Raw genomic sequence first — 22,845 nt, 5'->3', positions numbered from 1 at the left:
CGGTGCCGGGTGATGCTCGCGATGTGCACGAACCGAACGATTCCTGCCCACGTGTGAACGAGCCGCATACCTCCCGAGAGGGCGCGCGCCGGCGCAGACGAGCGCTGGCGCCTGCCCGCCGGCAACGCGACCACGGGCCCGCCGCTTGCTCTCTCCCCCCGGTGTCGGTGCTCGGGGGGACCGGTGCCGTCGCATGGGAGGGATCTGCATGTTGAAGAGGAATGCGGGGTTGGTGGCGCTCGCGGCGCTGCTGCTGGTCGGCACCGGGACCGCCTGCGGTGGCCCGGAGGCCGACGTCGAGAGCGAACCGCTGAAGGAAGGCGGCTGGGCCGGGCACGGCGGCACCGGCGGCACGGGCGGCATCGCCGGCAACGGCGGCTTCGCCGGCGGCATGGCCGGAAACGGCGGCACGGGCGGCAAGGGCGGCTACGGTGGCACCGGCGGCATCGCCGGAAACGGAGGCTTTGCCGGCGGCATGGCCGGCAATGGCGGTACCGGGGGAACCGGCGGACACGACAAGGAGAAGAACTGCGAGATCTGTCCGGAGGGCAAGGGCGCGCTGATCGTGAAGAAGGAGTTCTGCGTCCCGGCGCCGGGGCAGACGCCTCCCTACGATTGCGAGGCGATCGACAGCGAGGAGGAGGTGCACATCGTCATCAAGAAGATCGCGCCGAAGAAGCGCGACATCTTCGACGGCTTCATCAGCGAAGGCGACCCCTTCGCCGAGTGTGTGCCCGCCGGCGACTTCCTCATCTGGGAGGATTGTGAGGCGCTTCCGCCCGGCGTGAGCTGCCTCGACGAGTTCCCGATCGAGGCCGTGGTGGAGGAGGGCGAGAAGACCTACGTCACCATCCGCAACCTGATCGAGACCGCGCCGGTGGAGCTGGGCCTGCTCACGCTGCGCAAGGAGTATTGCCTGCCGGCACCGGGTGAGACCCCGCCCTACGACTGCGCCGCCATCTCCAGCAGCGAGCCGGTCGAGGTGATCGTGCGCGACGCGGGCGGCGTCATCGTCCACCAAAGCGACGTGGTCGAGGGAACGCCGCTCGAGCTGCCGCTCGCCGCAGGTGACTACACGGTCGAGGAGGAGTGCGCCGGGTTGCCCGCTGGAGTCAGCTGCTTCTACCCACAGCCGATCGAGCTCACGGTGGCAGCCGGTGCGAACACCGACTTCACCCTGATCAACATCGTGGAGTACGGCACCCTCACCGTGCGCAAGGAGTACTGCGCGGCGACCACCGGCGGTGGCTACGATCCCGCCAGCTGCAACGCCGTCACCAACTCGACCCCGGTGAGCGTGCGGATCCTCGACGAGAACGACATGGTGGTGGAGGGGCCCTTCGAGCTCATGGAGGGCAGCCCCCAGAACTTCAACCTCCCGCCGGGCGATTACACGGTGGTCGAGGACTGCAGCGATCTCCCGTCGGGAACGACCTGCATCTACCCGGATGGCATCGGCGTGACGGTCGGCGTGGGCAACTCGGACATCACGTTGATCAACGCCGTCTCCGCCGCCAGCGGCTGATCCCTTCGGCGACCGAGCGGTAGACGAGCGGGAGGCGCTGCCGGGGGGCGGCGCCTCCCGCCCATTTCAACGGAGGGCGAGGAAGTTCCGCAGCAGCGCCATCCCCTCGGCGGTGAGCACCGACTCCGGGTGGAATTGCACGCCGCAGGTCGGGTGCGCCACGTGGGCGATCGCCTGCACCGAGCGATCGTCCGTCGCACGTGCCGTGATCCGCAGGCAGCCAGGCAGGGTGCGCTCCTCCACCACCAGCGAGTGGTAGCGCCCCACGACCGTCCGCGCTGCCAGGCCCTCGAAGAGCCCGGTGCCCTCGTGCTCGATCACCGCCGGCTTGCCGTGCACCGGCTCCGCCCCGCGCACCACCGCGCCGCCGAACGCCTCGGCGATCGCCTGGTGGCCGAGGCAGACGCCGAGCAGCGGCAGCCTGCCGGAGAAGGCGGCGATCGCCTCGAGGGAGATGCCGGCGCCGGCGGGCGCACCGGGCCCCGGCGCGATCACGAGCCGCGCGGGACGGAGCGCCGCGATCTCCGCCACCGTGATCGCGTCGCTCGGCACCACCTGCACGGCGGCGCCGAGCTGCGCGAAATACTGCGCCAGGTTGAAGGTGAAGGAGTCGCGGTTGTCGAGGAGCAGCAGCACACGACTCCCGGGGGGATCAGGCCATCCCCACCGCGCGGCGGCAGGTGTCGAGGGTCTTGCGGGCCTCGGCGCGGGTGCGCTCCGCGCCCTCGCGGAGGATCGCCTCCACCTGGTCGAGGTTCTGCTCGAGTTCCTTGCGCCGCGCCCGGGCCGGGGCGAAGTGCTCCTCGAGCTTGCCGAGGAGCTCCTTCTTTGCGTGGCCGAAGCCGACGGCGCCCGTGCGGTACTTCTGCTCCATGTCGGCGATCTCCCCTGGCGAGGCGACCAGCTTGTAGAGCGCGAAGACCGTGTCCGTCTCCGGATCGAGCGGCTCACCCATGGGCACCGAGCTCGTCTTGATCCCCATCACCTTCTTCTTGAGGGACGCGCCCTCCTCGAAGATGCCGATGGTGTTGCCGTAGCTCTTCGACATCTTCTGGCCGTCGGTGCCAGGCACCTTGCGGCCCTGCGCGAAGCGCGCAGCGGGCAGGGTGAGGATGCCGGCGCCGTAGGTGTTGTTGAAGAAGCCGGCCATGTCCCGGGTGAACTCGATGTGCTGGATCTGGTCCTCGCCCACCGGCACCAGGGTGGCGTGGGCGATGAGGATGTCCGCCGCCATGAGCACGGGGTAGGTGAGCAGGCCCGCGTTCGCCGCGATCCCCTTGGCGATTTTGTCCTTGTAGGAGACGCCCTTCTCCAGCAGCGAGACCGGCGTCACCGTGGCGAGGAACCAGGTGAGCTCGGTCACCTCGGGAACGTCGCTCTGCCGGTAGAAGGTGGCCTTCTTCGGATCGAGGCCCAGCGCCAGGTAATCCAGCGCCGCGTCGAGCGTGTGGGCCCGCACCTCGTCCGGCACACCCTGCAGCGTGGTCAGCGCGTGGTAGTTGGCGATGAAGTAGAAGGCTTCACCCGGGAACTCGTGCTGCAGCGCGATGTGCTGCTGGATCGCACCGAAGTAGTTGCCGATGTGCAGCTTGCCCGAGGGCTGGATGCCCGAGAGTACGCGGGTCTTCGCCAGGGTCTCTTTCTTCTCCATGGTCTTCCTCGGCAGGTCGGTCTGCCCTTCTAACACGGCGCGGCGGCGCCCACCGCGGAAAGGAAGGGCCGGGCCTTCAGCACCAGCTCGTCCCATTCGCGGGTGGCGGCTGCGTCGATGGTGATCCCGCCGCCGGCGCCGTAGTCGACCCTGCCGTCCTGGAGTACGGCGGTGCGAATCGCCACCGAGAGGGCGCAGCTGCCGTCGGGGCGGACGAGCCCGATCGATCCGCAATAGGGCCCGCGGGCCACCGGCTCGAGCTCGTCGATGATCTCCATGGTGCGCAGCTTCGGCGCCCCGGTGATCGAGCCTGCGGGAAAGAGGCTGGCCACCAGCTCCGGCAGGGTGCGGGCCGGCGCAAGGCGCGCGGCGATCTCGCTCACCAGGTGGTGCACGGTGGGGAGGCGGTCGACCCGGAAGAGGGCGGGGACGTGCACGCTGCCCACCTCGGCGACCCGGCCGAGATCGTTGCGGACCAGGTCCACGATCATCACGTGCTCCGCCCGTTCCTTCGGATCGGCTGCGAGCGCCGCTGCGAGGGCCTCGTCCGCTTCGGCACCTTCGCCCCGGGGCCTCGTCCCCTTGATCGGCTCGCTGCTCGCCAGCCTCGTTGCGGCGTCGTAGCGCAGAAGCAGCTCCGGCGAGGCGCTCACCACCGAAGCCCCGCCCGGCAGATCGAGGTAGGCGGTGCACGCCTGCGGCCCCGTGGTGAGCAGCGCCGGCAGCAGCGCCTCCGGGCCCGTGGACCACGGGGCGGAGAAGCGCACCGTGAGGTTGGTCTGGTAGGTCTCGCCGGCGCGGATGAGCTCGTGGACCCGTCCCACCGCAGCGGCGTGGGCCCTGCGATCGAGCGAGACCTCGACGCTGCAGCGCTGCGCTGGGTGGGTCGGCAGGGGGCCCCGCAGCCCGGCGAGAGCGGCGTCGCCCTCGATCCGACCGGTGGCCGGGTCGATCGCCACCGCCTCCTCCACCCGGATCGCCACCGCCCGGGGAAGCCCGCGATCCTCCCGGGCCCTGCCGGGGCGCCGGAGGAGCGAGCGACCCAGTTCGTAGCCGAGAAGGACCACCGTGCCCTTCGGCCCCGGCTCGAGCAGGTGCGGGAGCGCCTCGAGCCCCGCGCCGGGTTCCAGCGCGAGCGGCGTGCCGTGCCCGACCAGCCAGCTGCCGCCGGCGAGCGCCGGGGCGAGGAGGAAGCGGCCTGGCTTGCGGGGGAGGGCGGTGAGAAGGCGAAGCGCGGTCTCCATGGGAATTTCCGACCCTACCCCAACTGCTCTCTCCCTTGTTTCGCCGATGTCTCGACACGGCTCGAAAAGCGTCTCGCCGCCCTCCTGGAATGGGAAAAATCCCTTGGAGATCCGACGCTCGAGCTACCGGCATTTCCCTTGACGCACTGTGGTTCCAACCGCACGATGCACCGACTTCGGGCGCTCCCTCGCCCGCTTGGAGAAGAGATGACTCGCAAGTTCACGACCCTCGCCGCGCTGGTGGTTGCGGCCGTTTCCACCGCCGCCTGCAGCAACAATGCTGCGGCGCCCGCCACCAACGCCGCCGCCGTCGCCAAGAGCGCGACCGCAGGCGCCGAGGATCCCTCCACGGTCGTGGCCACGGTCAACGGCGAGAAGATCACCCTCGCCGACCTCGACAAGCCGATGACCGGCAAGCTCCGCTCGATGGAGCAGGAGATGCGCGACCAGAAGCACAAGATGCGGCAGGCGGGCCTCGAGGCCATGGTCGCCAAGAAGCTGGTCGAGGCCGAGGCGAAGAAGAAGGGCGTCACCGAGGAGGAGCTGCTCAAGGCCGAGGTCGAGAGCAAGATCACCCCGCCGACCGAGGCGGAGATCAAGGCCTTCTACGACCAGCAGAGCGCCAGCGGCCAGCCGCTGCCTCCCTACGAGCAGGTGAAGGACCGCATCGCGCAGTACCTCACCGGCGATCAGCAGCGGAAGGTGATGATCGCCTACTTCGACCAGCTCAAGGCTGCGGCGAAGGTGGAGATCAACCTCCCCGAGCCCGTCCAGCCGAAGGTCGAGGTCGCCGCCACCGGTCCCAGCAAGGGCCCTGAGAACGCCCCCGTCACGATCGTCGCCTTCTCCGACTTCGAGTGCCCCTTCTGCTCGCGGGTGAACCCCACCATCGAGCAGGTGATGAAGGAGTACGACGGCAAGGTGAAGTTCGTCTTCCGCGACTACCCGCTGCCCTTCCACGCCAAGGCGCCGAAGGCCTCCGAGGCTGCGCACTGCGCCGAGGAGCAGGGCAAGTTCTGGGAGATGCACGACGTGCTCTTCGCCAACCAGAAGGCCCTCGAGGTCACCGACCTCAAGAAGCACGCGGGCACCATCGCCGGCATCGACCAGGCGAAGTTCGACGCCTGCCTCGACTCGGACAAGCACGCCGAGACGGTGAAGAAGAACATGGAGGCCGGCGAGGAGGCCGGTGTCCAGGGCACCCCCGCCTTCTTCGTGAACGGCACCCCGCTTTCGGGTGCGCTCCCCTTCGAGGAGTTCAAGAAGGTGATCGACAGCGAGCTGGGCCTGGGCGCCACCGCCAGCAAGTAATTGCCTGCATGCGCTGACCGCATGCGCTAGAAACACGGGGCCGGCGCCTTCCACGCGCCGGCCCCTTTTTCGATCGGCCAGCTTTGGGGCAGCAGCGCCGCGGGCTGGAGGAGCGAGAGCGATGAGCGGTGTGGGCAGCGAAAGCAGCAAGCCCCTCTCTGCACGGCGGCAGAGCCGGAAGATCCGGCTGGGCAACCTCCACGTCGGCGGCGATGCGCCGATCTCCGTGCAGTCGATGGCCACCACCGACACCCGGGACGCGGAGGCGACCATCGCCCAGTGCCGGGAGCTGCAGGCGGCAGGGGTCGACATCGTCCGGCTCGCGGTCCCCGACGACGAGGCGGCGGACAACCTCGCGACCATCGTCGAGGGCGTCACCATCCCGCTCATCGCGGACATCCATTTCAACTATCACCTGGCGCTGAAGGCCATCGACGCCGGCATGGCGGGCATCCGCCTGAACCCCGGCAACATCGGCGGCCAGAAGCGGGTGCGCGAGGTGGCACGGGCGGCGAGGGCGGCGAACGTCCCGATCCGCATCGGCGTCAACGGCGGCTCCCTCGAGAAGGAGCTCCTCGCGAAGTTCGGCGCCCCCACGCCGGAGGCGATGGTGGCCTCCGCGGTGAGCCACATCCGCATGCTCGAGGAGGAGGACTTCTTCGACATCAAGGTGTCGCTCAAGGCCTCCGACGTGCCGACGATGGTGCGGGCCTACCGCCTCGCCGCGCAGACCTTCGACTACCCGCTCCACCTCGGCGTCACCGAGGCGGGCACGCTGCTCCAGGGCGCGGTGAAGAGCTCCGCGGGCATCGGCATCCTGCTCGCCGAGGGGATCGGCGACACCCTGCGCGTCTCCCTCACCGCCGATCCGGTGGAAGAGGTGAAGGTCGGCATCCACCTGCTCAAGGGGCTGGGCCTGCGGCAGGGCGGGATGACGCTGGTCTCCTGCCCAACCTGCGGCCGCTGCTCGGTTGACATGATCTCGGCCACCAACCGGATCGAGAAGGCGCTGGCCGGCGTGCAGGAAGAGGTGCACGTGGCGGTGATGGGCTGCGAGGTGAACGGTCCCGGCGAGGCCCGCGAGGCGGACATCGGTGTGGCCTACGGGCACAACAACGTCGGCCTGCTCTTCAAGAAGGGCAAGATCGTGAAGCGCTTCGCCGCCGATCAGCTCGAGGCCGCTCTCGTCGACGAGGTGCGGAGCTTCGTGGCGGAGCGGGGCGGGAAGCTGCCCGTGATCGCCGAGACGCAGGCGAAGCCCACGCTGCAATTCCGGGTGAACCCGCCGCCGCCGAAGCTTCCCGAGAGCCGACCGTCGTGGGTGCTGCCCGGCAAGGCCGGTTTCGATCCCCGCGCCTGATTCTTTTCTTCGAAACACAGCGGGTCAACGCCCGCTTTTGATCCGGCGGCCAGCGGCGCCGGACGAGCTCCAAGCGATGCGCTATTCCAAAGCCTTCATCCCCACCCTGAAGGAAGTTCCCGCCGACGCGCAGGTCGCGTCGCACAAGCTGCTCCTCCGCGCCGGTCTCGTCCGGCAGCTGGGCGCGGGCATCTACTCCTACCTGCCGATGGCGCAGCGCTCGCTCAAGAAGGTCGAGCGGATCGTGCGCGAGGAGATGGACGGGGTCGGCGCGCAGGAGTTCTTCCTGCCGGCGCTCCACCCCCGCGAGATCTGGGAGGAGTCGGGGCGCTGGGAGGTGATGGGCCAGAACATGTTCCGGCTCAAGGATCGCAAGGGCGGCGACTACTGCCTCGGCATGACCCACGAGGAGATCTTCACCGTGATCGCGCGGTCGGAGATCCGCTCGTACCGCGAGCTGCCCCAGGTCTGGTACCAGATCCAGACCAAATTCCGCGACGAGCCCCGCCCCAAGAGCGGCCTCCTCCGGGTGCGCCAGTTCACGATGAAGGACGCCTACTCCTTCGACGTGGACGAGGCGGGCCTCGACGTCGCCTTCGAGAACCAGCGCCGGGCCTACTACCGGATCTACTCGCGCTGCGGCCTCGCGTTCGCCGCGGTGGACGCGCACTCCGGCGCGATGGGCGGCAGCAAGTCGACCGAGTTCATGGTCCAGACGGATGCCGGCGAGGACAACATCGCCTACTGCCGCAGCTGCGAGTACGCCGCCAACGTGGAGAAGGCGGAGAGCCGGGTGGCGGTGCTGGCCGACGGCGAGGGACTGCCCCAGGCCGAGAAGTTCGCCACCCCCGGGGTGAAGACGATCGAGGATCTCGAGCAGCCGCCCTACCACGTGGAGGCGAAGCGCCAGCTCAAGACGCTGGTCTACGTCGCCGACGACAAGCCGGTGATCGCCATCGTCCGCGGCGACGACGAGCTCAACGAGGCGAAGCTCCAGACCGCGACCCGGGCGCAGGAGGTCCGTCCCGCCCATCCCGAGGAGATCGTGGCGCTCCTCGGCGCGCGGCCGGGCTCGCTGGGCGGGGTGGGCACGAAGGACAAGGCGCCGGTCTTCGTCGACCGCGCGCTGGCGGAGCGCCGCGACATGGTGACCGGCGCCAACGAGGACGGCTTCCATCTCCGCGGCGTCGACGTGAAGCGCGACCTCGCCCACGCCGCGATCGTCGACCTGCGCACGGTGCAGAGCGGCGAGGGCTGCCCGCAGTGCGAGGCGGACCTCGCGGTCTGGAAGGGGCTCGAGGTGGGCCACATCTTCAAGCTCGGCACCAAATACTCGGAGTCGATGGGCGCCACGGTGCTCAACGCCGAGGGCAAGCAGGTGCCGATCGTGATGGGATCCTACGGCATCGGCGTCGAGCGCGTGATGGCGGCGGCGATCGAGCTCCACCACGACGACAACGGCATCGTCTGGCCGATGTCGATCGCGCCCTACCAGCTGGAGCTGGTCGGCCTCCAGATGGGCGATCACGAGGTGCAGAAGGCCTGCGAGGAGATCTACGCCAAATGCCTCGCCGCCGGGATCGAGGTCCTCTACGACGATCGCGACGAGCGGCCCGGCGTGAAGTTCAAGGACGCCGACCTCATCGGACTGCCCATCCGCATCGCGGTAGGCAAGAAGGGCCTCGCCGAGGGCAAGGTGGAGTGGAAGCTCCGCAAGGGCGGCGAGGTGGAGCTGGTCGGCCTCGACGAGGTGATGGCGAAGCTCGAGGCGACCATCCGTGAGCTGATGCCGGTGGCGGTCGAGCCCCGCAGCTGATCGACCCGGGGCCCTGGCCCTTGCGCGGACGCCGCCAGCCCCCACGGGCGCGCGGCGTTCGCCGTTCCTGCGCTGGGAAAAGCCCTTCCGCTGTTGGTGGGCCCGCTTCCCACCGGCCCGTGCGGGCCGCTGCGCCTGATTGCGGGGCGGCCGCTTCCGTGCAGAGCTTTCCCGGGAGCGGGCGGTTGCCCGGGGAGGCGGCGAATGGGCGTGGTGCGGACGGTGGTGGTGGCAGCAGCGGTCCTCCTGGCGGGTTGCGTCAGCCAGCGGGCGGAAGGGCCCGCCGACCTGGCTTCCGGGCGCGCCGCGCTGGAGGAGGGCGGCGAGGCCCGTACCTCCGGTGCGCTGGAGCGCTTCGTCGACGCGCAGTCGGGCTTCGAGATCGCGAGGCCCGGCGGCAACGCGTGGCAATTCGCCCCGGGCCACGAGGCCCCGGAGGGGATCCTCGTTCCGGTGGTCGTCCTCCACCCGGCGACCGGCTCGCAGGTGGTGGTGCAGGTGACGCCCAACGTTGCGCCGCCCCAGGAATTCGCCGAGCGCCTCGCGGTGGGGCTGCGCAGCAAGCCCGGCTTCACCACCACCGTGCCCGCCCTCTCCGGCGACGGCAGCTCCTCGGGCTTCTCCTTCGCCCTCGGCGAGGAGGTCTTCGGCAAGGTGGGGATCCTCGACGCCAGCGACGGGCGGCTCTTCGTGCTCCTCGCCACCTGGCCCTCGAGCGCGCCGGAGAGCGTGGTCGGCGACGTCGAGTCGATCATGAACTCGCTCCGCCCCTACGCGATGGGCGCGGCGCAGCTGGTCCGCTGACCGGCGCGGTGGATCAGGGCGTCGCTTCGTCGTCGGAGGACTCGTCGCCGGTCGAGGGCGGGGGGAAGCCGAGCTCGGCGGCACGCTTCTGCATCGTCGAGCGGGCGAGGCCGAGCTCGCGGGCCGCCGCACGGCGGTTGCCGCCGTTTCGGCGCAGCGCCTTGTAGGTCACCTCCATCTCGATCTGCTGCAACGTCTTGCCGGGCAGCAGCACGGCGTCGTCCTCCCCGCCGCCCCGCGGGCCCATCTCCTCGCGGACCACCGACTCGCCGCCGGTGTCGAAGACGAAGTCGCGGGCGGTGAGGGTGGGGCCGCGGCGGAGCAGCATCGCCCGGGCGATCACGTTCTTGAGCTCGCGGACGTTGCCCGGCCAGGCGTGGGCGTCGAGGCGCGTCCATGCGTCGCCGGCGAACTGCGGGCGGAAGCCCCGGGGCGCGTGGCTCTTCGCGAAGTGCTCGGCCAGCAGCCGCACGTCGCCCCTGCGGCTGCGCAAGGGGGGCAGCTCGATCCGGATCACGCAGAGGCGGTAGTAGAGGTCCTCGCGGAAGGTGCCCTTCTTCACCATCGCGCGCAGGTCGCGGTGGGTGGCGCAGACCACCCGGGTGTCGACGCGGAAGGGCTTGGAGGAGCCGACCCGCTTGATCTCCCCGAGCTCCAGGGTGCGCAGCAGCTTCGCCTGCAGATCCGCGGAGAGCTCGCCGATCTCGTCGAGGAAGATGGTGCCGCCGGAGGCCTCCTCGAAGGCGCCCTTGCGTGCGGCGGTGGCGCCGGTGAAGGCGCCCTTCTCGTGGCCGAAGAGCTCGCTCTCCACCAGCTCGCGCGAGATCGCCGCGCAGTTGACCGGGATGAAGGGGCCGCGGCTCCGCTCGCTCTGCTCGTGGATGGCGCGGGCGACGAGCTCCTTGCCGGTCCCGGTCTCGCCGAAGATCGCCACCGGCGCCAGCGAGGGCGCGACCCGCTCGATCAGGTCGAAGACCTCCCGCATGCAGCTCGCGTGGGAGAGGATCCCCTGGAAGGCGCGGGCGCCGTCCTCCCGCGCGAGCTCGAGGCCGATCTCCGATTCGCCGATCCGCACCCACGCGCCGGGACCTACCTCCGCGGAGCCGACCCGCAGCCCGTTCACCCAGGTGCCGTTGGTCGAGTCGAGATCGGTGACGAGCACGCCCGCACCGCGGCGGAGGATCCGGCAGTGCACGCCGGAGGCGAAGGCGTCGGGAAGGACGATCGAGCAGCCCGGCGCCTTGCCCACGGTCATCTCCGGCTCGAGGGGCAGCACCGCCTCCTGGCCACCGGAACGCACCCGCAGGGTGAGCGCCACGTTCTCCCTCGGCAGCGCGGGCGCCCGCTCGGTGAACTCCCGCTGCGCCCGCGTCTCCCACTCGCCGCGCTCCCCGTCGGCGGCGACGAAGACCGCGCGGAACTCGCCGAAGCCGATCTCCTCGCCCTCGTGGAGCTCCGCCTCCGTGCAGAGCGTGCCGCCGACCGCGGTGCCGCGGCCGGAGAGATCGCGGACGAAGAAGCCTGCGCCGCGGCGCTCCACCTGCGCCTGTCTGCGGGAGACCTCGGGGTGGGGCACCACCACGTCGGCGCCGCCGCCGCGCCCCAGCACGGTGACGTCGCGATCGAGGAGCACGCGCATCAGCTCCTCGCCCCTGCGGAAGAAGACCAGCTCGGCCATGAGGTCCCCCGGATGCCGTTGGTGTGGAGGAGGGTAGAACGCCCCGTGAGAGCTGCTCAACCGGGGCAGCCTCCTGGAACCTGGCGAGTGCACGGCGCTGAACGGTCGGGTCGCCCCGGGCGGGAAAGCGAGCGGCGCCGGGCGCTGCGGCAGCGGCCACCTTGGTGCCCGGGGGAGACGATGCGAACCAAGAGCCTCCTGGTGGCGATCCTCACGCTGGCTGCCTTTGCGCCGGCGCCTGCAGCAGCGCAGCTCGAGCGGGAGCCGGGCCCCTTCGTCACCGTCCTCGGCGGTGGCATCTCCGTGCCCCTCGGCGACGCGGCGGACGTGCTCCCGCTCGGCGGCGGCCTCCAGCTCGGCTTCGGCTGGTACCTGTCGCCGGCGTTCGCGGCCCGCCTCGAGTACCAGTACAGCGGCTGGTCGATCGGCGAGGAGGAGATCGGCGTGGAGGGGATCGACGGGCTCTACTCGGCCCATACCCTCGATCTCGACGCCAGCTACGACTTCTTCCGGGAGCAGCTCTTCGGCCTCTACGCGATCGGCGGGCCGAGCCTGGTCTACCGCCGGGCCACGCTCTCGGAGACCACCGGGCAGGTGACGCTCCTGCCCTTCTGCCAACCGACCTTCCTGCTCTGCGTGCCGCAGGCGGCTCCCGCCACCGAGGAGGTCGCCTCGGCGAGCGACTGGAACTTCGGCTTCAACGTCGGCGGCGGCGCCCGCTTCCGCCTCGATCCGGCGATCGAGATCTTCGCCGAGGCGCGCTACCGCTACGCCTTCGGCGACACCGTCCGCGACGCGCAAGGGCGCGAGCGCGACACCGACACCGCCTGGCTCCCGATCTTCGCCGGGCTCCGGATCCGGGGCTTCTGACTGAACGGGGCTGCTCGGGTGGGCAGCGTTGATCGGAAACTGATGCAGGTGGAGGCTGGACCCACCACCGGCTGCACCAGAGCTCCCGCGCACGGCACCGGCCCGGTGGGCGGCGCCACTTGAGGCGCCCGGGAGAACGACATGCGCTACGTGCTGCTTCACGTCGCCCTTGGCGACGTCCCCGAGCCGTTGGCGGATCGCTTCTACGAGGAGCTGCAGCGCCGCGAATGGCAGCGCTCCTCGGACCTGCTCGCCTGCTTCTACCGACCGAGCGCTCGAGAAGACCGCATCGCCATCGACGAGGCCCTCCGCGACGCTGCCGCCGCAGGCGTCGAGGCCGACACCGGCGACGTGGAATGCGGCATCGCCTTCGCGGAGCACCCGCCGCTGGTGGAGGTGGTCGACCCCTGGCGGGTTTGAAGCGATGCCGACGCGGCCTGGCGAGGTCCCCACCGGCGTGCGCATGTTGGCTGCACAGATGGGGGCTCCTTCCGAATTCGCCGAACTGCATCGCTGCAGGCGCTTCGTCGTGCGGTCCACCGTGCGCAATGGCACCCGTGTGGTCGTGAAGCGCCCCATCGATGCAGAAGGCCAGGCGCTCCTCGGTCGAGAGGAGGAGATGCTCCGGCTTCTCGACGTACCGGGCGTCGTGCGCCTCCTCGGCACGGAAGAGGCGGCCGGGGCGACCAGCCTGATCCTCGAAGATGCGGGACCGGAGAGCCTGCAGCAGCGGATCGATGCGGGCCCGCTGCAGACCGGGGATTTTCTCGCCCTCGCCTCCGCCCTCGCCGAGACCGCCGCGCGCATCCACGCCCGGCGGATCGTCCACGGGGCGATCACGCCCGGGCGGATCCGGCTCGGCCCCGAGCTGCGTCCCACGCTCGTCCATTTCTCGGATGCCTCGCGCTTCGGGGAGCTGCCCTCCGCGAGCGCGGAGCTCGATCTCACCTGGGCCGCCCCCGAGCAGACCGGCCACATGCACCGTCCGCTCGACGGCCGCACCGACCTCTACGCGCTGGGGGCGACGTTCTACGCCATGCTCACCGGCTCGCCGCCCTTCCGCTCGGCAGACCCCCTGGAGCTCGCGCACGCGCACCTCGCGCAGGTTCCCGCCCTCGCGTCGGTGGCCAACCCGAACGTTCCGCCGGGTCTCGCTGCCATCGTCCAGAAGCTGCTCGAGAAGGCGCCGGAGCAGCGCTACCAGAGCGCGGAGGCGCTGCTGCAGGATCTTCGGGAGGCGGCACAGCGCTGGACGGCCACCGGCACGGTCGAGCCCTTCGAGCTGGGACGCGGTGATCTCGCCTACAGGCTTCCCCTGCCGCACCTACTCTACGGACGCGAGGCAGAGCGTGCCTTCCTGGAGCGGGCCTTCGACGAGGCGACCAGGGACGGCAGCCGCTTCGTGCTGGTGGAGGGCGAGCCGGGTGTGGGCAAGACCAGCCTCGTCGACTCCCTCGCCGACGTGGTCCTCCGCCGCGGCGGGCGCTTCGTTTCCGGAAAGGCGCTGCTGCGCGCGTCGACGGCGCCCCACGCCTCGGTGGCCAAGGCGCTGCGCGACCTGGTGCGATCCCTCTCGGCTGCGAGCGATGCGGAGCGGGAGCGGGTCGTCGCCGCCCTGCGGGAGACGGATGCGCTGCTGGTGGAGCTGGTGCCCGAGCTGGCGGAGCTCGGCATCGAGCCGAAGCGTGTGGATCTCGGACCGGTCGAGGCCCAGTTCCTGCTGCACCGGGAGATCTCCATCCTCGTGCGCAGCTCCGTGTCGGAAGAACACCCGCTCGTCCTCTTCCTCGACGATCTCCAATGGGCGGACGACGCCTCGCTCCTCGCCCTCCAGACCCTGGCGACCGAGCCCGGGATCAAGCATGTCCTGCTCGTCGGCGGGCTCCGGCCCCGGGAGGCGAGCCCGGCGCTCGAGCGGATGCTGGCTGCGGTCGGGAACCTCGGCGTCTCGATCCAACGGTGCGAGCTCTTCCCCCTCGAGGAGGGGTCGGTGGTCTCGCTCCTCGCCGACGCGCTGCACAGCGATCGGGAGCGCGTGCGGGGCCTGGCGCGGCTTCTCACCGCGAAGACCAGCGGCAATCCCTTCTTCCTCCGCCAGCTCCTCCGCTCCCTCCAGAAGGAGGGCCTCCTCGTCTGGAACGAGGGCGCTGCCCGGTGGACGTGGGACCTGCGGCGGATCGAGGGCGTGGGGATCACCCAGAACGTGGCGGCGCTCATGGCTGGCGCGATCCGCGACCTGCCCGTGCCCACCCGCGAGGTGCTGCGGGTCGCCGCCTGTGCCGGCACGCGGACGCCCCGCTTCGTGCTCGAGCGATCCCTGGCGCTCTCACCCATGCAGGTGGACGAGCGGCTGCACGAGCTGGTGGGGGAGGGCCTCCTGCTCCGCGAAGGCGCCGAGAACGTGGTCTTCGCCCACGACCGGATCGAGCAGGCGGCCTACGAGTCGATGTCCGAGGCGGAGCGCCGGCGGATCCACCGGCTCATCGGGCGGCTGCTCCTCGAGACCGGCGGAGAGGAGGCCTTCTTCCGGGCGGTGGATCAGCTGAACCTCGGCGCCGAGCCGACGGAGAGCCGGGAGGCGCGGTTCGAACGGGCCCTGCTCAACCAGCGCGCAGGCGCGCGCGCCCGGGCGGCGACTGCCTACGGCGCTGCCTTCGCCTACCTGCAGACCGCCCTGGAGCTGATCGGCCCCTCGGCACCGCAGGTCTTCCAATTCGCGCTGCGCCGCGACGCCGCCGACGCCGCGTTCCTGAGCGGGAATCTGGAACGCTGCCTCGCGCTGGTCGACGAGGGCCTGCAGTACGCCACGGCGGTGGAGGAGCGCGCCGGGCTCCACGCGCTGCGCATCCGGGCGACCTTCGCCGCGGGGCGCCACGCCGAGTCCCTCGCCATCGGCAGGAACGCCCTCTCGCATCTCTTCGGGCTGGAGATCCCCGCCGACCTGCGGGCCGCGACGGACGCCGCGCGCCAGCGCATCGACCGCCTGCTCGCCGGCCGCCAGCCGGAGTCGCTGGCCTCGGAACCGTTCGTGGAGGACCCCAGGGATCAGGCCTTCCTCGACATGATGTCGGAGATGTTCGCGCCGGCGTGGTTCTTCGACCACGACCTGCTCTGCTACCTCTCCGCCGTCACCGTCGAGCAATGCCTGGAGCGCGGATTCTCCCCCTCCGCTGTGGTCGGGATCGCGTGCTACCCCTTCTATCTCTTCGGCGTCGACGCGGCGGCGATGGGCGGCTTCGCGCGGCTGGCGGTCCGGATCGGCGAGCGGTCCAGCAACCGCGTGCCGGAGGTGGCGGCCCGCTACCTCGAGTGCGCCGACCTGCTCCCCTGGGAGGCGCCCTACGCCGTGACCCTCTCCAGCCTGCGCCAGGTGCGGCGGCTCGCCATCGAGTGCGGCGACCTGCGCGAAGCGACGCTCACCTGGATGGCGTCGTCGATGTACAACTTCCTCAGCGGCATGGAGCTCGAGCGGATCCTCGCGGAGATCGACGAGGGCGTCTCGTTCTGCAACCGCCTCGGCTTCCCCGGGATCGCGACCTTCCAGCTCCACTACCGCTGGCTGATCCGCGAACTGCAGGGGCTCGCCCGCGAGCCGGGGAGCAGCGGCGACGAAGAGGCAGCGGAGGCGGCGGCGGTGGCGGCGCTGGGGCCCTCGATCGAGGCGCACGCCCTCGTGCTTCGGCTCTGGGGCGCAGTGGTCTTCCGCAACCACGAGGAGGCGAAACGCCTGCTGGCACCGATGCGGCGCATGCTTCCGCTGCTGCAGGCGATCGGCCCCTACTCCGAGGGGACGTTCATGGACGCGCTCACCGAGCTCGCGGATGCACGGGGCGCGGTTCCGCCGCAGGCGAGCGCCGCGCGGGAGCGGATGCGGGAATGGGAGGAGGGCGCGCCGGACAATTACCGGCCGCGCCGGCTGCTGCTCGATGCGGAGATCGCTCGTGTCGAGGGGCGCAACGACGACGCGGCCGCGTGCTACGACGAGGCGATCGACGCGGCGCGTGCCGCCGGGCTGGTGCAGGATGCGGCGCTGGCGAGCGAATGGGCCGGGCGGCACTACTTCACGATGGGGAGACGGCGCCTCGCCGCGCCCTATCTCGCCGAGGCCCGCGAGAGCTGGGGGCGGTGGGGTGCCACGGGCAAGGTGAGGGCGCTGGAGAAGGAGTTCGGGCTGGCGCCGGGCCTCGAGCTCTCGCGCGGCGCGAGCATCGCGCCCGTGGCGGGCCTCGACGCGCTCAGCCTGCTGCGCACCGCGCAGTCGATCTCGAGCGAGGTCCGCCTCTCCAGGCTGCTGCCCAAGCTGGTGCAGGTTTGCATCCAGGCTGCGGGGGCGGAGCGGGGCGTTCTGGTGCTCGAGCAGGACGGAAGCGCGCGCGTCCGGGCCTCCGGCGACGCGAACGGCACCACCCGGGACGAAGACACGCCGCTCGGCGGCGCTGCGGGCGTCTGCGCCGCGGTGGTCGAGGCGGTACGCAGCAGGCGCATCGCCGTGCTCGTCGACGACGCTGCGAGCGATCCCCGGTACGGAAGCGACGCCGATCTTCTCGCGCGGAAGGTGAAGTCGATCCTCGCCATCCCGATCCGACGGCAGGAGGAGTTCCTCGGCGTCTTCTATTTCGAGAACTCGCTCACCACCGGCGCCTTCACCCGCGAGCGCGTCCTCGCCCTCGAGCTGCTCTCCGGCGAGATCGCCATCGCGCTGGAGAACGGCCGCCTCTTCGAGGCCCTCGAATCCGAAATCGGCGAGCGCCGCAAGGCAGAGGAGGCCATCCGCTTCCTCGCCGACGCGAGCGCCGTCCTCGCCCAATCCCTCGACTACGACGCCACCCTGCAGCGGCTCGCCCAGCTCGCGGTGCCGCGCCTCGCCGAGTGGTCCGTGATCTTCCTGGTCGACGAGAGCGGACGGGCGGAGCGTGGCTACGGCGCCCATCGCGATCCCGCCAGGGAGCCGCTGCTCGCCGCGCTCCGGGAGCGATACCCGCCGCCGCTCGGTATCTCCTACCCCGCCGGCCAGGTGCTGGCCTCCGGCACCCCGGTTCTGGTGCCGGTGGTCGACGACGCCCGCCTCGACGCCGTGGTAATCGATCGGGAGCACGCCCGGCTGCTGCGCGGGCTCGGCCTCCGGAGCGTGCTGGCAGTGCCGCTCGTCGCACGGGGCCGTACGCTCGGCGTGATGAGCCTCTACTCGCCGACCGACTGGCGCTACGGGCCCGCGGATCTGCCCCTGGCCGAGGAGCTCGCCCGGCGCGCGGCGCTGGCCATCGACAACGCCCGGCTCTACCGCGAGGCGCAGGAGGCGATCCGCGTGCGGGAGGAGTTCCTCTCGGTCGCCTCCCACGAGCTCAAGACGCCGATCACCTCGATGACCACGGCGATCGGTTCGGCCCTGCGCAAAGGCCTCTCCGAGGAGGCGGTCGGCCGCACCTTCGCCACCACGCAGCGGGGGCTGCGGCGGCTCAACCACCTGGTCGACCAGCTGCTCGAGGTCTCGGAGGCGCAGTCGGGAGAGCTGGAACTCGAGCGGGAGGCGTTCGATCTGGCCGAGGCGGCGCGCGCAGCGGTGGCCCGGGCGGAGGAGCGGATCGCCACCTCCGGCTCGTTGGTCGAGGTGATCGCGCCGGCGCCGATCCGCGGCAGCTGGGATCGGCGGCGCATCGAGGAGGTGGTGGCGAGCCTGCTCGACAACGCGCTCAAATTCGGCGCCGGTAAACCGGTTCGGGTCACGGTCGAGGCCGAGGGGGAGTCGGCGCGCCTCACGGTGCACGACGAGGGGATCGGCATTCCGCCGGAGCGGCTGCCCCACGTCTTCGAGCGCTTCGAGCGGGCGGTCTCCAGCCAGCACTACGGCGGCTGGGGCCTCGGGCTCTACCTGGTGCGTCGCGTCGTCGAGGCGCACGGCGGCAGTGTGGCGGCGGAGAGCACCGCCGGTGGCGGGACGACCTTCACCGTCACCTTGCCGCTCGGCACCTGACGGCTGGCTGGGTCAGTCGGCAAGCGATGGGCAGGAGGCGCCGCTGGCGCCGGCCTCGAACGTGCAGCCACCAGCCAGCGGCGCGTCACCCCACACGAGGATGTCGGTCGTGCCATCGCAGTAGAGAGGGACGTCGTCGTGGATCGCGACGCCGATCAGCTCGTGGGTCTGCGGATCGTAGGCGCAGTTGACCCGCATGAAGCCTCCGGTGGTGTGGAGGAGCCACCGACCGCAGGTGCCGGCGCACGTCTCGCGCGGAAAACGATCGGCCTGCGCGACGGCTGCTTCCCAATCCGCCGGGCAGAACTTGTCGAGCCGGTCCTCCGAGCGGCAGACGATCGGCTCGGAGCGCGAGCCCTCGCTGCCCGGTACCGGCGCCTCGTTGCCCCCTTCACCGCCGCAACCCGCCAGCAGCGCCAACACCACGATCGCACGCTTCATTGGTCACCCCTCGTGCGCGAGCGTAGCACGGCCCGAGGCGAGGTCCGCTCGTCATGAGCCGGCGGCGCGGCGCCATCCGTCGGTGAGCAGCCACGATCGCGGCTCCAGGAGGAGGACGCTGGGGCGCAGGCGCATCGTCCGCGGCACATGGTCGGAGGGGCCGGCGGCGTAAGTATCGGCGATCACCCTGGGGGTGGGCTCGCCGCGCTCGAGCATGTGCTTGCGGGTGTTGGAGAGCACGTAGCGGATCGCGTTGCGGGTCTGCTGCGGGTTGCGGAGCACGACCACGTGGTAGCGGTCGGCGATGACGCGGCCCTTGCGGCCCATCATGGCGTTGAGCCCCCTGGCCAGGCGGATGGCGAGGGAGCGCATGCAGCGCGAGAGCACGGTGCGCGTCTCGACCTCGGCGATCAGATGCAGGTGGTTGCCCTGCACCGAGTAGTGGGTGAGGCGGAGGCCTGCGTCGCGCACGGCGAGGAGCGCGCCGGAGATCACGCGGAACGAGCGCTGCGAGCGAAGGTTCCAGGCGTCGGGCATGAGGCGGAGCGTGAGGTGCACCGGGTGGCGCCGCTGGATCTCGGGGCGGCGGAGATGCGGGGTGCCGGGCCCGCCGAGTGGGCGCGGGCTCTTCGGTTTGCGGCCGGCGCCCTCGCGCCTACCGCCCCAGCGCCGTTCCTCCAGCGGGAGCTTGCCCTGTGTTCCCGGCTTCGGCTGCCTGGCCATCGTCCGCCCCCGTGAAGATCGACTTGATTAGCGTATATCGGTTGGGAGTAGGTTTCTATCGCCCGAATGGGTGTTTGGGGCGCGGCCAATCGGGCGATGCCCTGCGGGTGGGGAGCGCAGACGCAGCATGGGCGGCCGGCCCCCTCGGCCCCGGGCGGCGGACTCGGTCCGCAAGCACGGCGTTTGCGCACGGCCCGGCACCGCGCCCACGAAAAAGCCCCCGTGCCGGAGCACGAGGGCCTTCTCTTCGCCTGCACGCGGGGCAGGGCGTCTACTTCTGCGGGCGGAACTTCGGCGAGCTCAAGGGCCCGTAGATGCTGATGGTGCGCCAGCCGTCCTTGCCTGCGGGCAGGGCGAAATTGGCGGCAGTCTTCAGCATCTCGTTGCGGTTCCACCAATCGTCGGAGGGCTTGATCCGGAGCTTGCCGGTGACGCTGGAGGCCGAGAGCACCGGCGAGAGCCGGATGTTGCCGTCGACCTTCGCCTCGAGGTCGGCGCCCTCGATCGCGAACTCCTCGAAATCGGCGACGCCCTCCTTGAACTCGATGCGGCCGTTCATGGTGCCCAGCGCCACGGCGGGCAGCTCGAACATCTGCACCTCGCCGCCGTTCAGGTTGAGCTCCTCGCCCTTGATCTCCACGGTGCCGTCTGCCTTGGAGAAGTCCGGACCGGGGGAGCGCAGCTCGACGTCGAGCGTGTCGATGCGGCCGACCAGGTCGAGGCCAGCCAGCGCCTTGAGCGGGCTCTGGCCGAAGTCGATCTTCCTGCCGCGGGCCCGGAAGAACTGCTCCTCGTCGCCCATCACCACCTTGCCGCGGAGGCTGCCGCCGAAGGCGTCGACGTCGAACTTCACGGCGCGCTTGCCCATGGCGAGGGCGAGCAGGTCGGCCTTCGCGGTCACCGCGTCGAGGTGGAGCTTCTTCGGAGCCGGAGGCGGCGGCGCCTCGGCGCCTTCCCCTTCCGCCGCCGCTTCGCCTTCGACGGGAAGCGTGGGCGTGCCCTCGTCCGCGTCGGCGCTGCCGACGTCTACACCGTGGAGCGTGATGCCGCTCACGCCGGCGAGGCGGACCTTCTCGATCTCCACGTCGTAGCCGGTGGCCTTCTCCGCCTCGGAGACGATCCGGTCGCGGAGCTGGTCGTAGGGGAAGGTGAGGTAGATGCCGCCCAGGAAGGCCGCGTTGAAGAAGGCCGGGTAACCCAACCGTCGCAGCCAGGGCTTGTTCTTCAGCTTGGCGAGGATGGTCACGTTCATCCCTTCGAAAGGCTGTAGGTCGAGACGGTGACGGCGGCGTCGAGCGCGTTGGGATCGTCGGAGCGCCCCCGCACCCGCAGCTTCTCCACCTTCACCAGCTGCTGGCTCTTCTCGATCTCGTTCAAGAAGCCGGTGAGCGAGCGCAGGTCGATGCGGGCGAAGCTCACCTCCACCGTGGAGCGGGAGATGCCGTCGCCCACCGAGTCGGTGCCGCGATCCTGCATGTCGCCCAGGGAGAGCTCCTGCTTCTTCGCGAGCTCCTCGAGGTAGCTGAAGAGCCGCACCGGGGTGCCCTTGATCCGCGCCTCGATCCGCTGCCGGGCCTGCTCGGCCTCGCGGTACCCCTCGGCGAGCTGGACCACCTGCTCCATCGACTGGGTCTTGGTGGCGATGGCCGCCTCGCGCGTATTGATGTTCTTGCGCAGCGAGGTGAAGCCCAGCGCCACCACGAAGACGGCGGCGGCAGCAGCCATGAGGCCGAGCATGCGCCGCTCGCGGTGCGAGAGGCTCGCCCACGCGGCGGAGAGGCGCTCGAACTGATCCTTGAACGGAAGGGAGATCCTGGCCATGTGTCCTTAGCCCCCGGTTCCCGCGCTGGCGATCTTGTCGGCGTTCTGGCCGCAGACGTAGAGCGCGTCGAGGGTGAATTCGATCTTCTCGCTGCGGTTGCGCTGCACGCGCCCGCGCTTGATCTCGCCGATGCACCGCGACTTCTTCAGGCCGCCGACCACCTGGTCGACGCCGTCGAAGGAGTCCACGGTGCCCTTGAGGCGGAGGCGCTCGAGGGTCACGTCGACCTCCTCGAACTTCACGCCGGCCTCGGAAGGCATCCGGGTGATCGCCTCGGTGAAGACCTCCATCGCCGAGGCGGTGGGGATCTGCGCCGCCATGGTGTCGCCACCCTGCAGCTTGGAGAGGGCGATGTTGAAGTCCTGCTCGCAGGTGCCGAGCACGTTCTGCGTCACCTGGCAGAGGGCGTCGTCGAGCTTCGCCTCCTGCGCCTTCACCGTCTGCAGCTTCGCCCAGAAGTTGCCGGCGAAGAGCACGACCAGGACCGCGGCGAAGGCCACGAGCCGCGAGGTCTTGCCCTTGAGGTAGTCGAGGTCGCCCTTGTAGGCGAAGGCGCCCTTGCGGAGGTTGAGCAGCTTCTGGCCGCCGCGGGCCTGCGCCCGCAGGGCGAGGCCCAGCGCCTGCGCGTAGGCGGGCTGCTGTTCCGCGGGGATCTTCGCCGCTGCGTCGCCGGGCAGGGTGACCGGATCCACGGGCACGTTGAGCTCGTGGGCGAGCAGGGCGCCGAGGCCGGGCAGCTGGGAGAGCGCGCCGGCGAGGAAGATCCGGCCCACCGGCCGGCGGGTGCGGGTCTGGGCCGCGCGGAGCGACTGGCGCACCTCGCGCAGGAGCATCTGCACCTTGCGACGCAGGAGCGCGTCGTTCTCCAGGTCGCTGCTCCCCTCGGGGAGGCTCGCGCCGCCGCCGGAGAAGGTGCGGGTGAAGACGAGGTGCGGGGGCTGCTTGCCGTCGGGGCTGCCGCCCTGCACCACGGTGAGCACGCTGCGGTCGTGGCCGAGATCGAGGATCGCCGCCTGCTCGTCGTGGCCGACGCCGTTGCGGACGGCCAGATCGGCTGCCAGCGGCTCGAGGCCCAAGCCCGGCAGGGTGATGACGCGCGGATCGACGCCGGCGGTGTGGAGCTGCTCCACCAGCTGCGAAAACTCCTCGCGCCGCACCACGCCCACGAGCAGGTCGCTCTTGCCGTCCTGCTGCGAGAGCACCTGGTAGTCGTAGAAGGCGTCGTCGATGTCGAAGGGGAGAAGGCTCTCCACCTCGAAGCCCAGCGTCGCCTCGACCTTCTTCGCGTCGGTGAAGGGCAGGGTGACGAGCGGGGTCGCCGCCGAGGTCCCCGGCAACGCCACCGCGGTCAGGTCGGCACGGAGGCCGCCGAGCTGCTCCGCCACCGTGGCGATGGCGCGGGAGAGGCGCAGGTCGATCGCGGCCTCCTGCTGCTCGCCGTTCGCTGCAGCGGCGCCTTCCGCGCCCTCCTCGGCGACCGCGGGCGCAGCCGGTTCCGGCGCTGCCTCCACGGGGCCGAGCGGTGCGATGGCGTGGCCCTTGAGCTCCCAGCCCCGCAGCGTGCCCTCGAGGAGCACGGCCTTCACCGAATGGGCCCCGATATCGAGGCCGAGAATCTTCTGCGCCAAA

At 70.8% G+C, this 22,845-nt stretch carries 16 protein-coding genes and 1 pseudogene; 8 read left to right on the top strand and 9 right to left on the bottom strand.

What is annotated here, in order from left to right; genetic code table 11:
- Nucleotides 1-208 precede the first annotated feature (208 nt).
- Nucleotides 209-1,525 (top strand): hypothetical protein, encoded by a 1,317-nt coding sequence (locus tag ACESMR_RS04920; protein WP_373045567.1) that lies wholly within the window; start codon nucleotides 209-211, stop codon nucleotides 1,523-1,525.
- Between the two features lie 66 nt (nucleotides 1,526-1,591).
- On the opposite strand, the gene ACESMR_RS04915 is transcribed toward ACESMR_RS04920, so the two are convergent.
- The 3 genes from ACESMR_RS04915 to ACESMR_RS04905 are packed head-to-tail and all read right to left on the bottom strand — an operon-like array spanning nucleotide 1,592 to nucleotide 4,420.
- A complete protein-coding gene (locus tag ACESMR_RS04915; protein WP_373045565.1) occupies nucleotides 1,592-2,161 on the bottom strand; it encodes an anthranilate synthase component II in 570 nt (189 codons plus the stop codon).
- A gap of 16 nt (nucleotides 2,162-2,177) precedes the next feature.
- Nucleotides 2,178-3,176: a tryptophan--tRNA ligase gene (gene trpS, locus ACESMR_RS04910; protein WP_373045564.1), complete on the bottom strand. Its 999-nt coding sequence runs from the start codon at nucleotides 3,174-3,176 to the stop codon at nucleotides 2,178-2,180.
- A 29-nt stretch (nucleotides 3,177-3,205) separates the two neighbouring features.
- Nucleotides 3,206-4,420: an anthranilate synthase component I family protein gene (locus ACESMR_RS04905; protein WP_373045562.1), complete on the bottom strand. Its 1,215-nt coding sequence runs from the start codon at nucleotides 4,418-4,420 to the stop codon at nucleotides 3,206-3,208.
- Between the two features lie 207 nt (nucleotides 4,421-4,627).
- Between ACESMR_RS04905 and ACESMR_RS04900 the strand changes: the two genes are divergently transcribed.
- From ACESMR_RS04900 to ACESMR_RS04885, 4 genes and pseudogenes are all read left to right on the top strand, one after another.
- The gene (locus ACESMR_RS04900; protein WP_373045561.1) at nucleotides 4,628-5,731 is read left to right on the top strand and encodes a thioredoxin domain-containing protein; all 1,104 of its coding nucleotides are present in this window, start codon (nucleotides 4,628-4,630) and stop codon (nucleotides 5,729-5,731) included.
- A 121-nt stretch (nucleotides 5,732-5,852) separates the two neighbouring features.
- Nucleotides 5,853-6,950 (top strand): annotated as a pseudogene (ispG, locus tag ACESMR_RS04895) (flavodoxin-dependent (E)-4-hydroxy-3-methylbut-2-enyl-diphosphate synthase); the annotation flags it as partial.
- Nucleotides 6,951-7,167: 217 nt separating this feature from the next.
- Entirely contained in the window at nucleotides 7,168-8,907 is a 1,740-nt protein-coding gene (locus ACESMR_RS04890) for a proline--tRNA ligase (RefSeq protein WP_373045560.1), read from the top strand.
- 204 nt (nucleotides 8,908-9,111) lie between these two features.
- Nucleotides 9,112-9,711 (top strand): hypothetical protein, encoded by a 600-nt coding sequence (locus tag ACESMR_RS04885; protein WP_373045558.1) that lies wholly within the window; start codon nucleotides 9,112-9,114, stop codon nucleotides 9,709-9,711.
- 13 nt (nucleotides 9,712-9,724) lie between these two features.
- On the opposite strand, the gene ACESMR_RS04880 is transcribed toward ACESMR_RS04885, so the two are convergent.
- Nucleotides 9,725-11,389, bottom strand: coding sequence for a sigma 54-interacting transcriptional regulator (locus ACESMR_RS04880; protein WP_373045557.1), 1,665 nt, complete (start codon nucleotides 11,387-11,389; stop codon nucleotides 9,725-9,727).
- Between the two features lie 180 nt (nucleotides 11,390-11,569).
- Here ACESMR_RS04880 and ACESMR_RS04875 point away from each other — a divergent pair, with 180 nt between their 5' ends.
- The 3 genes from ACESMR_RS04875 (at nucleotide 11,570) to ACESMR_RS04865 (ending at nucleotide 18,230) form a co-directional block, all read left to right on the top strand.
- On the top strand, nucleotides 11,570-12,259 hold the full coding sequence (locus tag ACESMR_RS04875; protein WP_373045555.1) for an outer membrane protein: 690 nt from the start codon (nucleotides 11,570-11,572) through the stop codon (nucleotides 12,257-12,259).
- Between the two features lie 141 nt (nucleotides 12,260-12,400).
- Nucleotides 12,401-12,679 (top strand): hypothetical protein, encoded by a 279-nt coding sequence (locus tag ACESMR_RS04870; protein ID WP_373045554.1) that lies wholly within the window; start codon nucleotides 12,401-12,403, stop codon nucleotides 12,677-12,679.
- A 4-nt stretch (nucleotides 12,680-12,683) separates the two neighbouring features.
- A complete protein-coding gene (locus tag ACESMR_RS04865) occupies nucleotides 12,684-18,230 on the top strand; it encodes a GAF domain-containing protein (protein ID WP_373045553.1) in 5,547 nt (1,848 codons plus the stop codon).
- A gap of 12 nt (nucleotides 18,231-18,242) precedes the next feature.
- On the opposite strand, the gene ACESMR_RS04860 is transcribed toward ACESMR_RS04865, so the two are convergent.
- From ACESMR_RS04860 to pilM, 5 genes are all read right to left on the bottom strand, one after another.
- The gene (locus ACESMR_RS04860) at nucleotides 18,243-18,671 is read right to left on the bottom strand and encodes a hypothetical protein (protein ID WP_373045551.1); all 429 of its coding nucleotides are present in this window, start codon (nucleotides 18,669-18,671) and stop codon (nucleotides 18,243-18,245) included.
- Between the two features lie 51 nt (nucleotides 18,672-18,722).
- Complete coding sequence (locus tag ACESMR_RS04855) at nucleotides 18,723-19,394, bottom strand: hypothetical protein (RefSeq protein WP_373045550.1); 672 nt, start codon at nucleotides 19,392-19,394, stop codon at nucleotides 18,723-18,725.
- Nucleotides 19,395-19,665: 271 nt separating this feature from the next.
- Nucleotides 19,666-20,646 carry a type II secretion system protein GspN gene (gene gspN / locus ACESMR_RS04850; protein WP_373045549.1) on the bottom strand — a complete coding sequence of 327 codons (981 nt, stop codon included), beginning with the start codon at nucleotides 20,644-20,646 and terminating at the stop codon, nucleotides 19,666-19,668.
- Entirely contained in the window at nucleotides 20,643-21,215 is a 573-nt protein-coding gene (gene gspM / locus ACESMR_RS04845) for a type II secretion system protein GspM (RefSeq protein ID WP_373045547.1), read from the bottom strand. Before gspM ends, gspN begins: the two co-directional genes overlap by 4 nt.
- A gap of 6 nt (nucleotides 21,216-21,221) precedes the next feature.
- Nucleotides 21,222-22,844 (bottom strand): pilus assembly protein PilM, encoded by a 1,623-nt coding sequence (gene pilM / locus ACESMR_RS04840; RefSeq protein ID WP_373045546.1) that lies wholly within the window; start codon nucleotides 22,842-22,844, stop codon nucleotides 21,222-21,224.
- Nucleotide 22,845: the final 1 nt, after the last annotated feature.

The organism is Vulgatibacter sp., assembly GCF_041687135.1.
GTDB lineage: Bacteria > Myxococcota > Myxococcia > Myxococcales > Vulgatibacteraceae > JAWLCN01.
The sequence above is the reverse complement of the archived record's forward strand: the minus strand, read 5'-3'. Positions and strand labels throughout refer to the sequence as shown.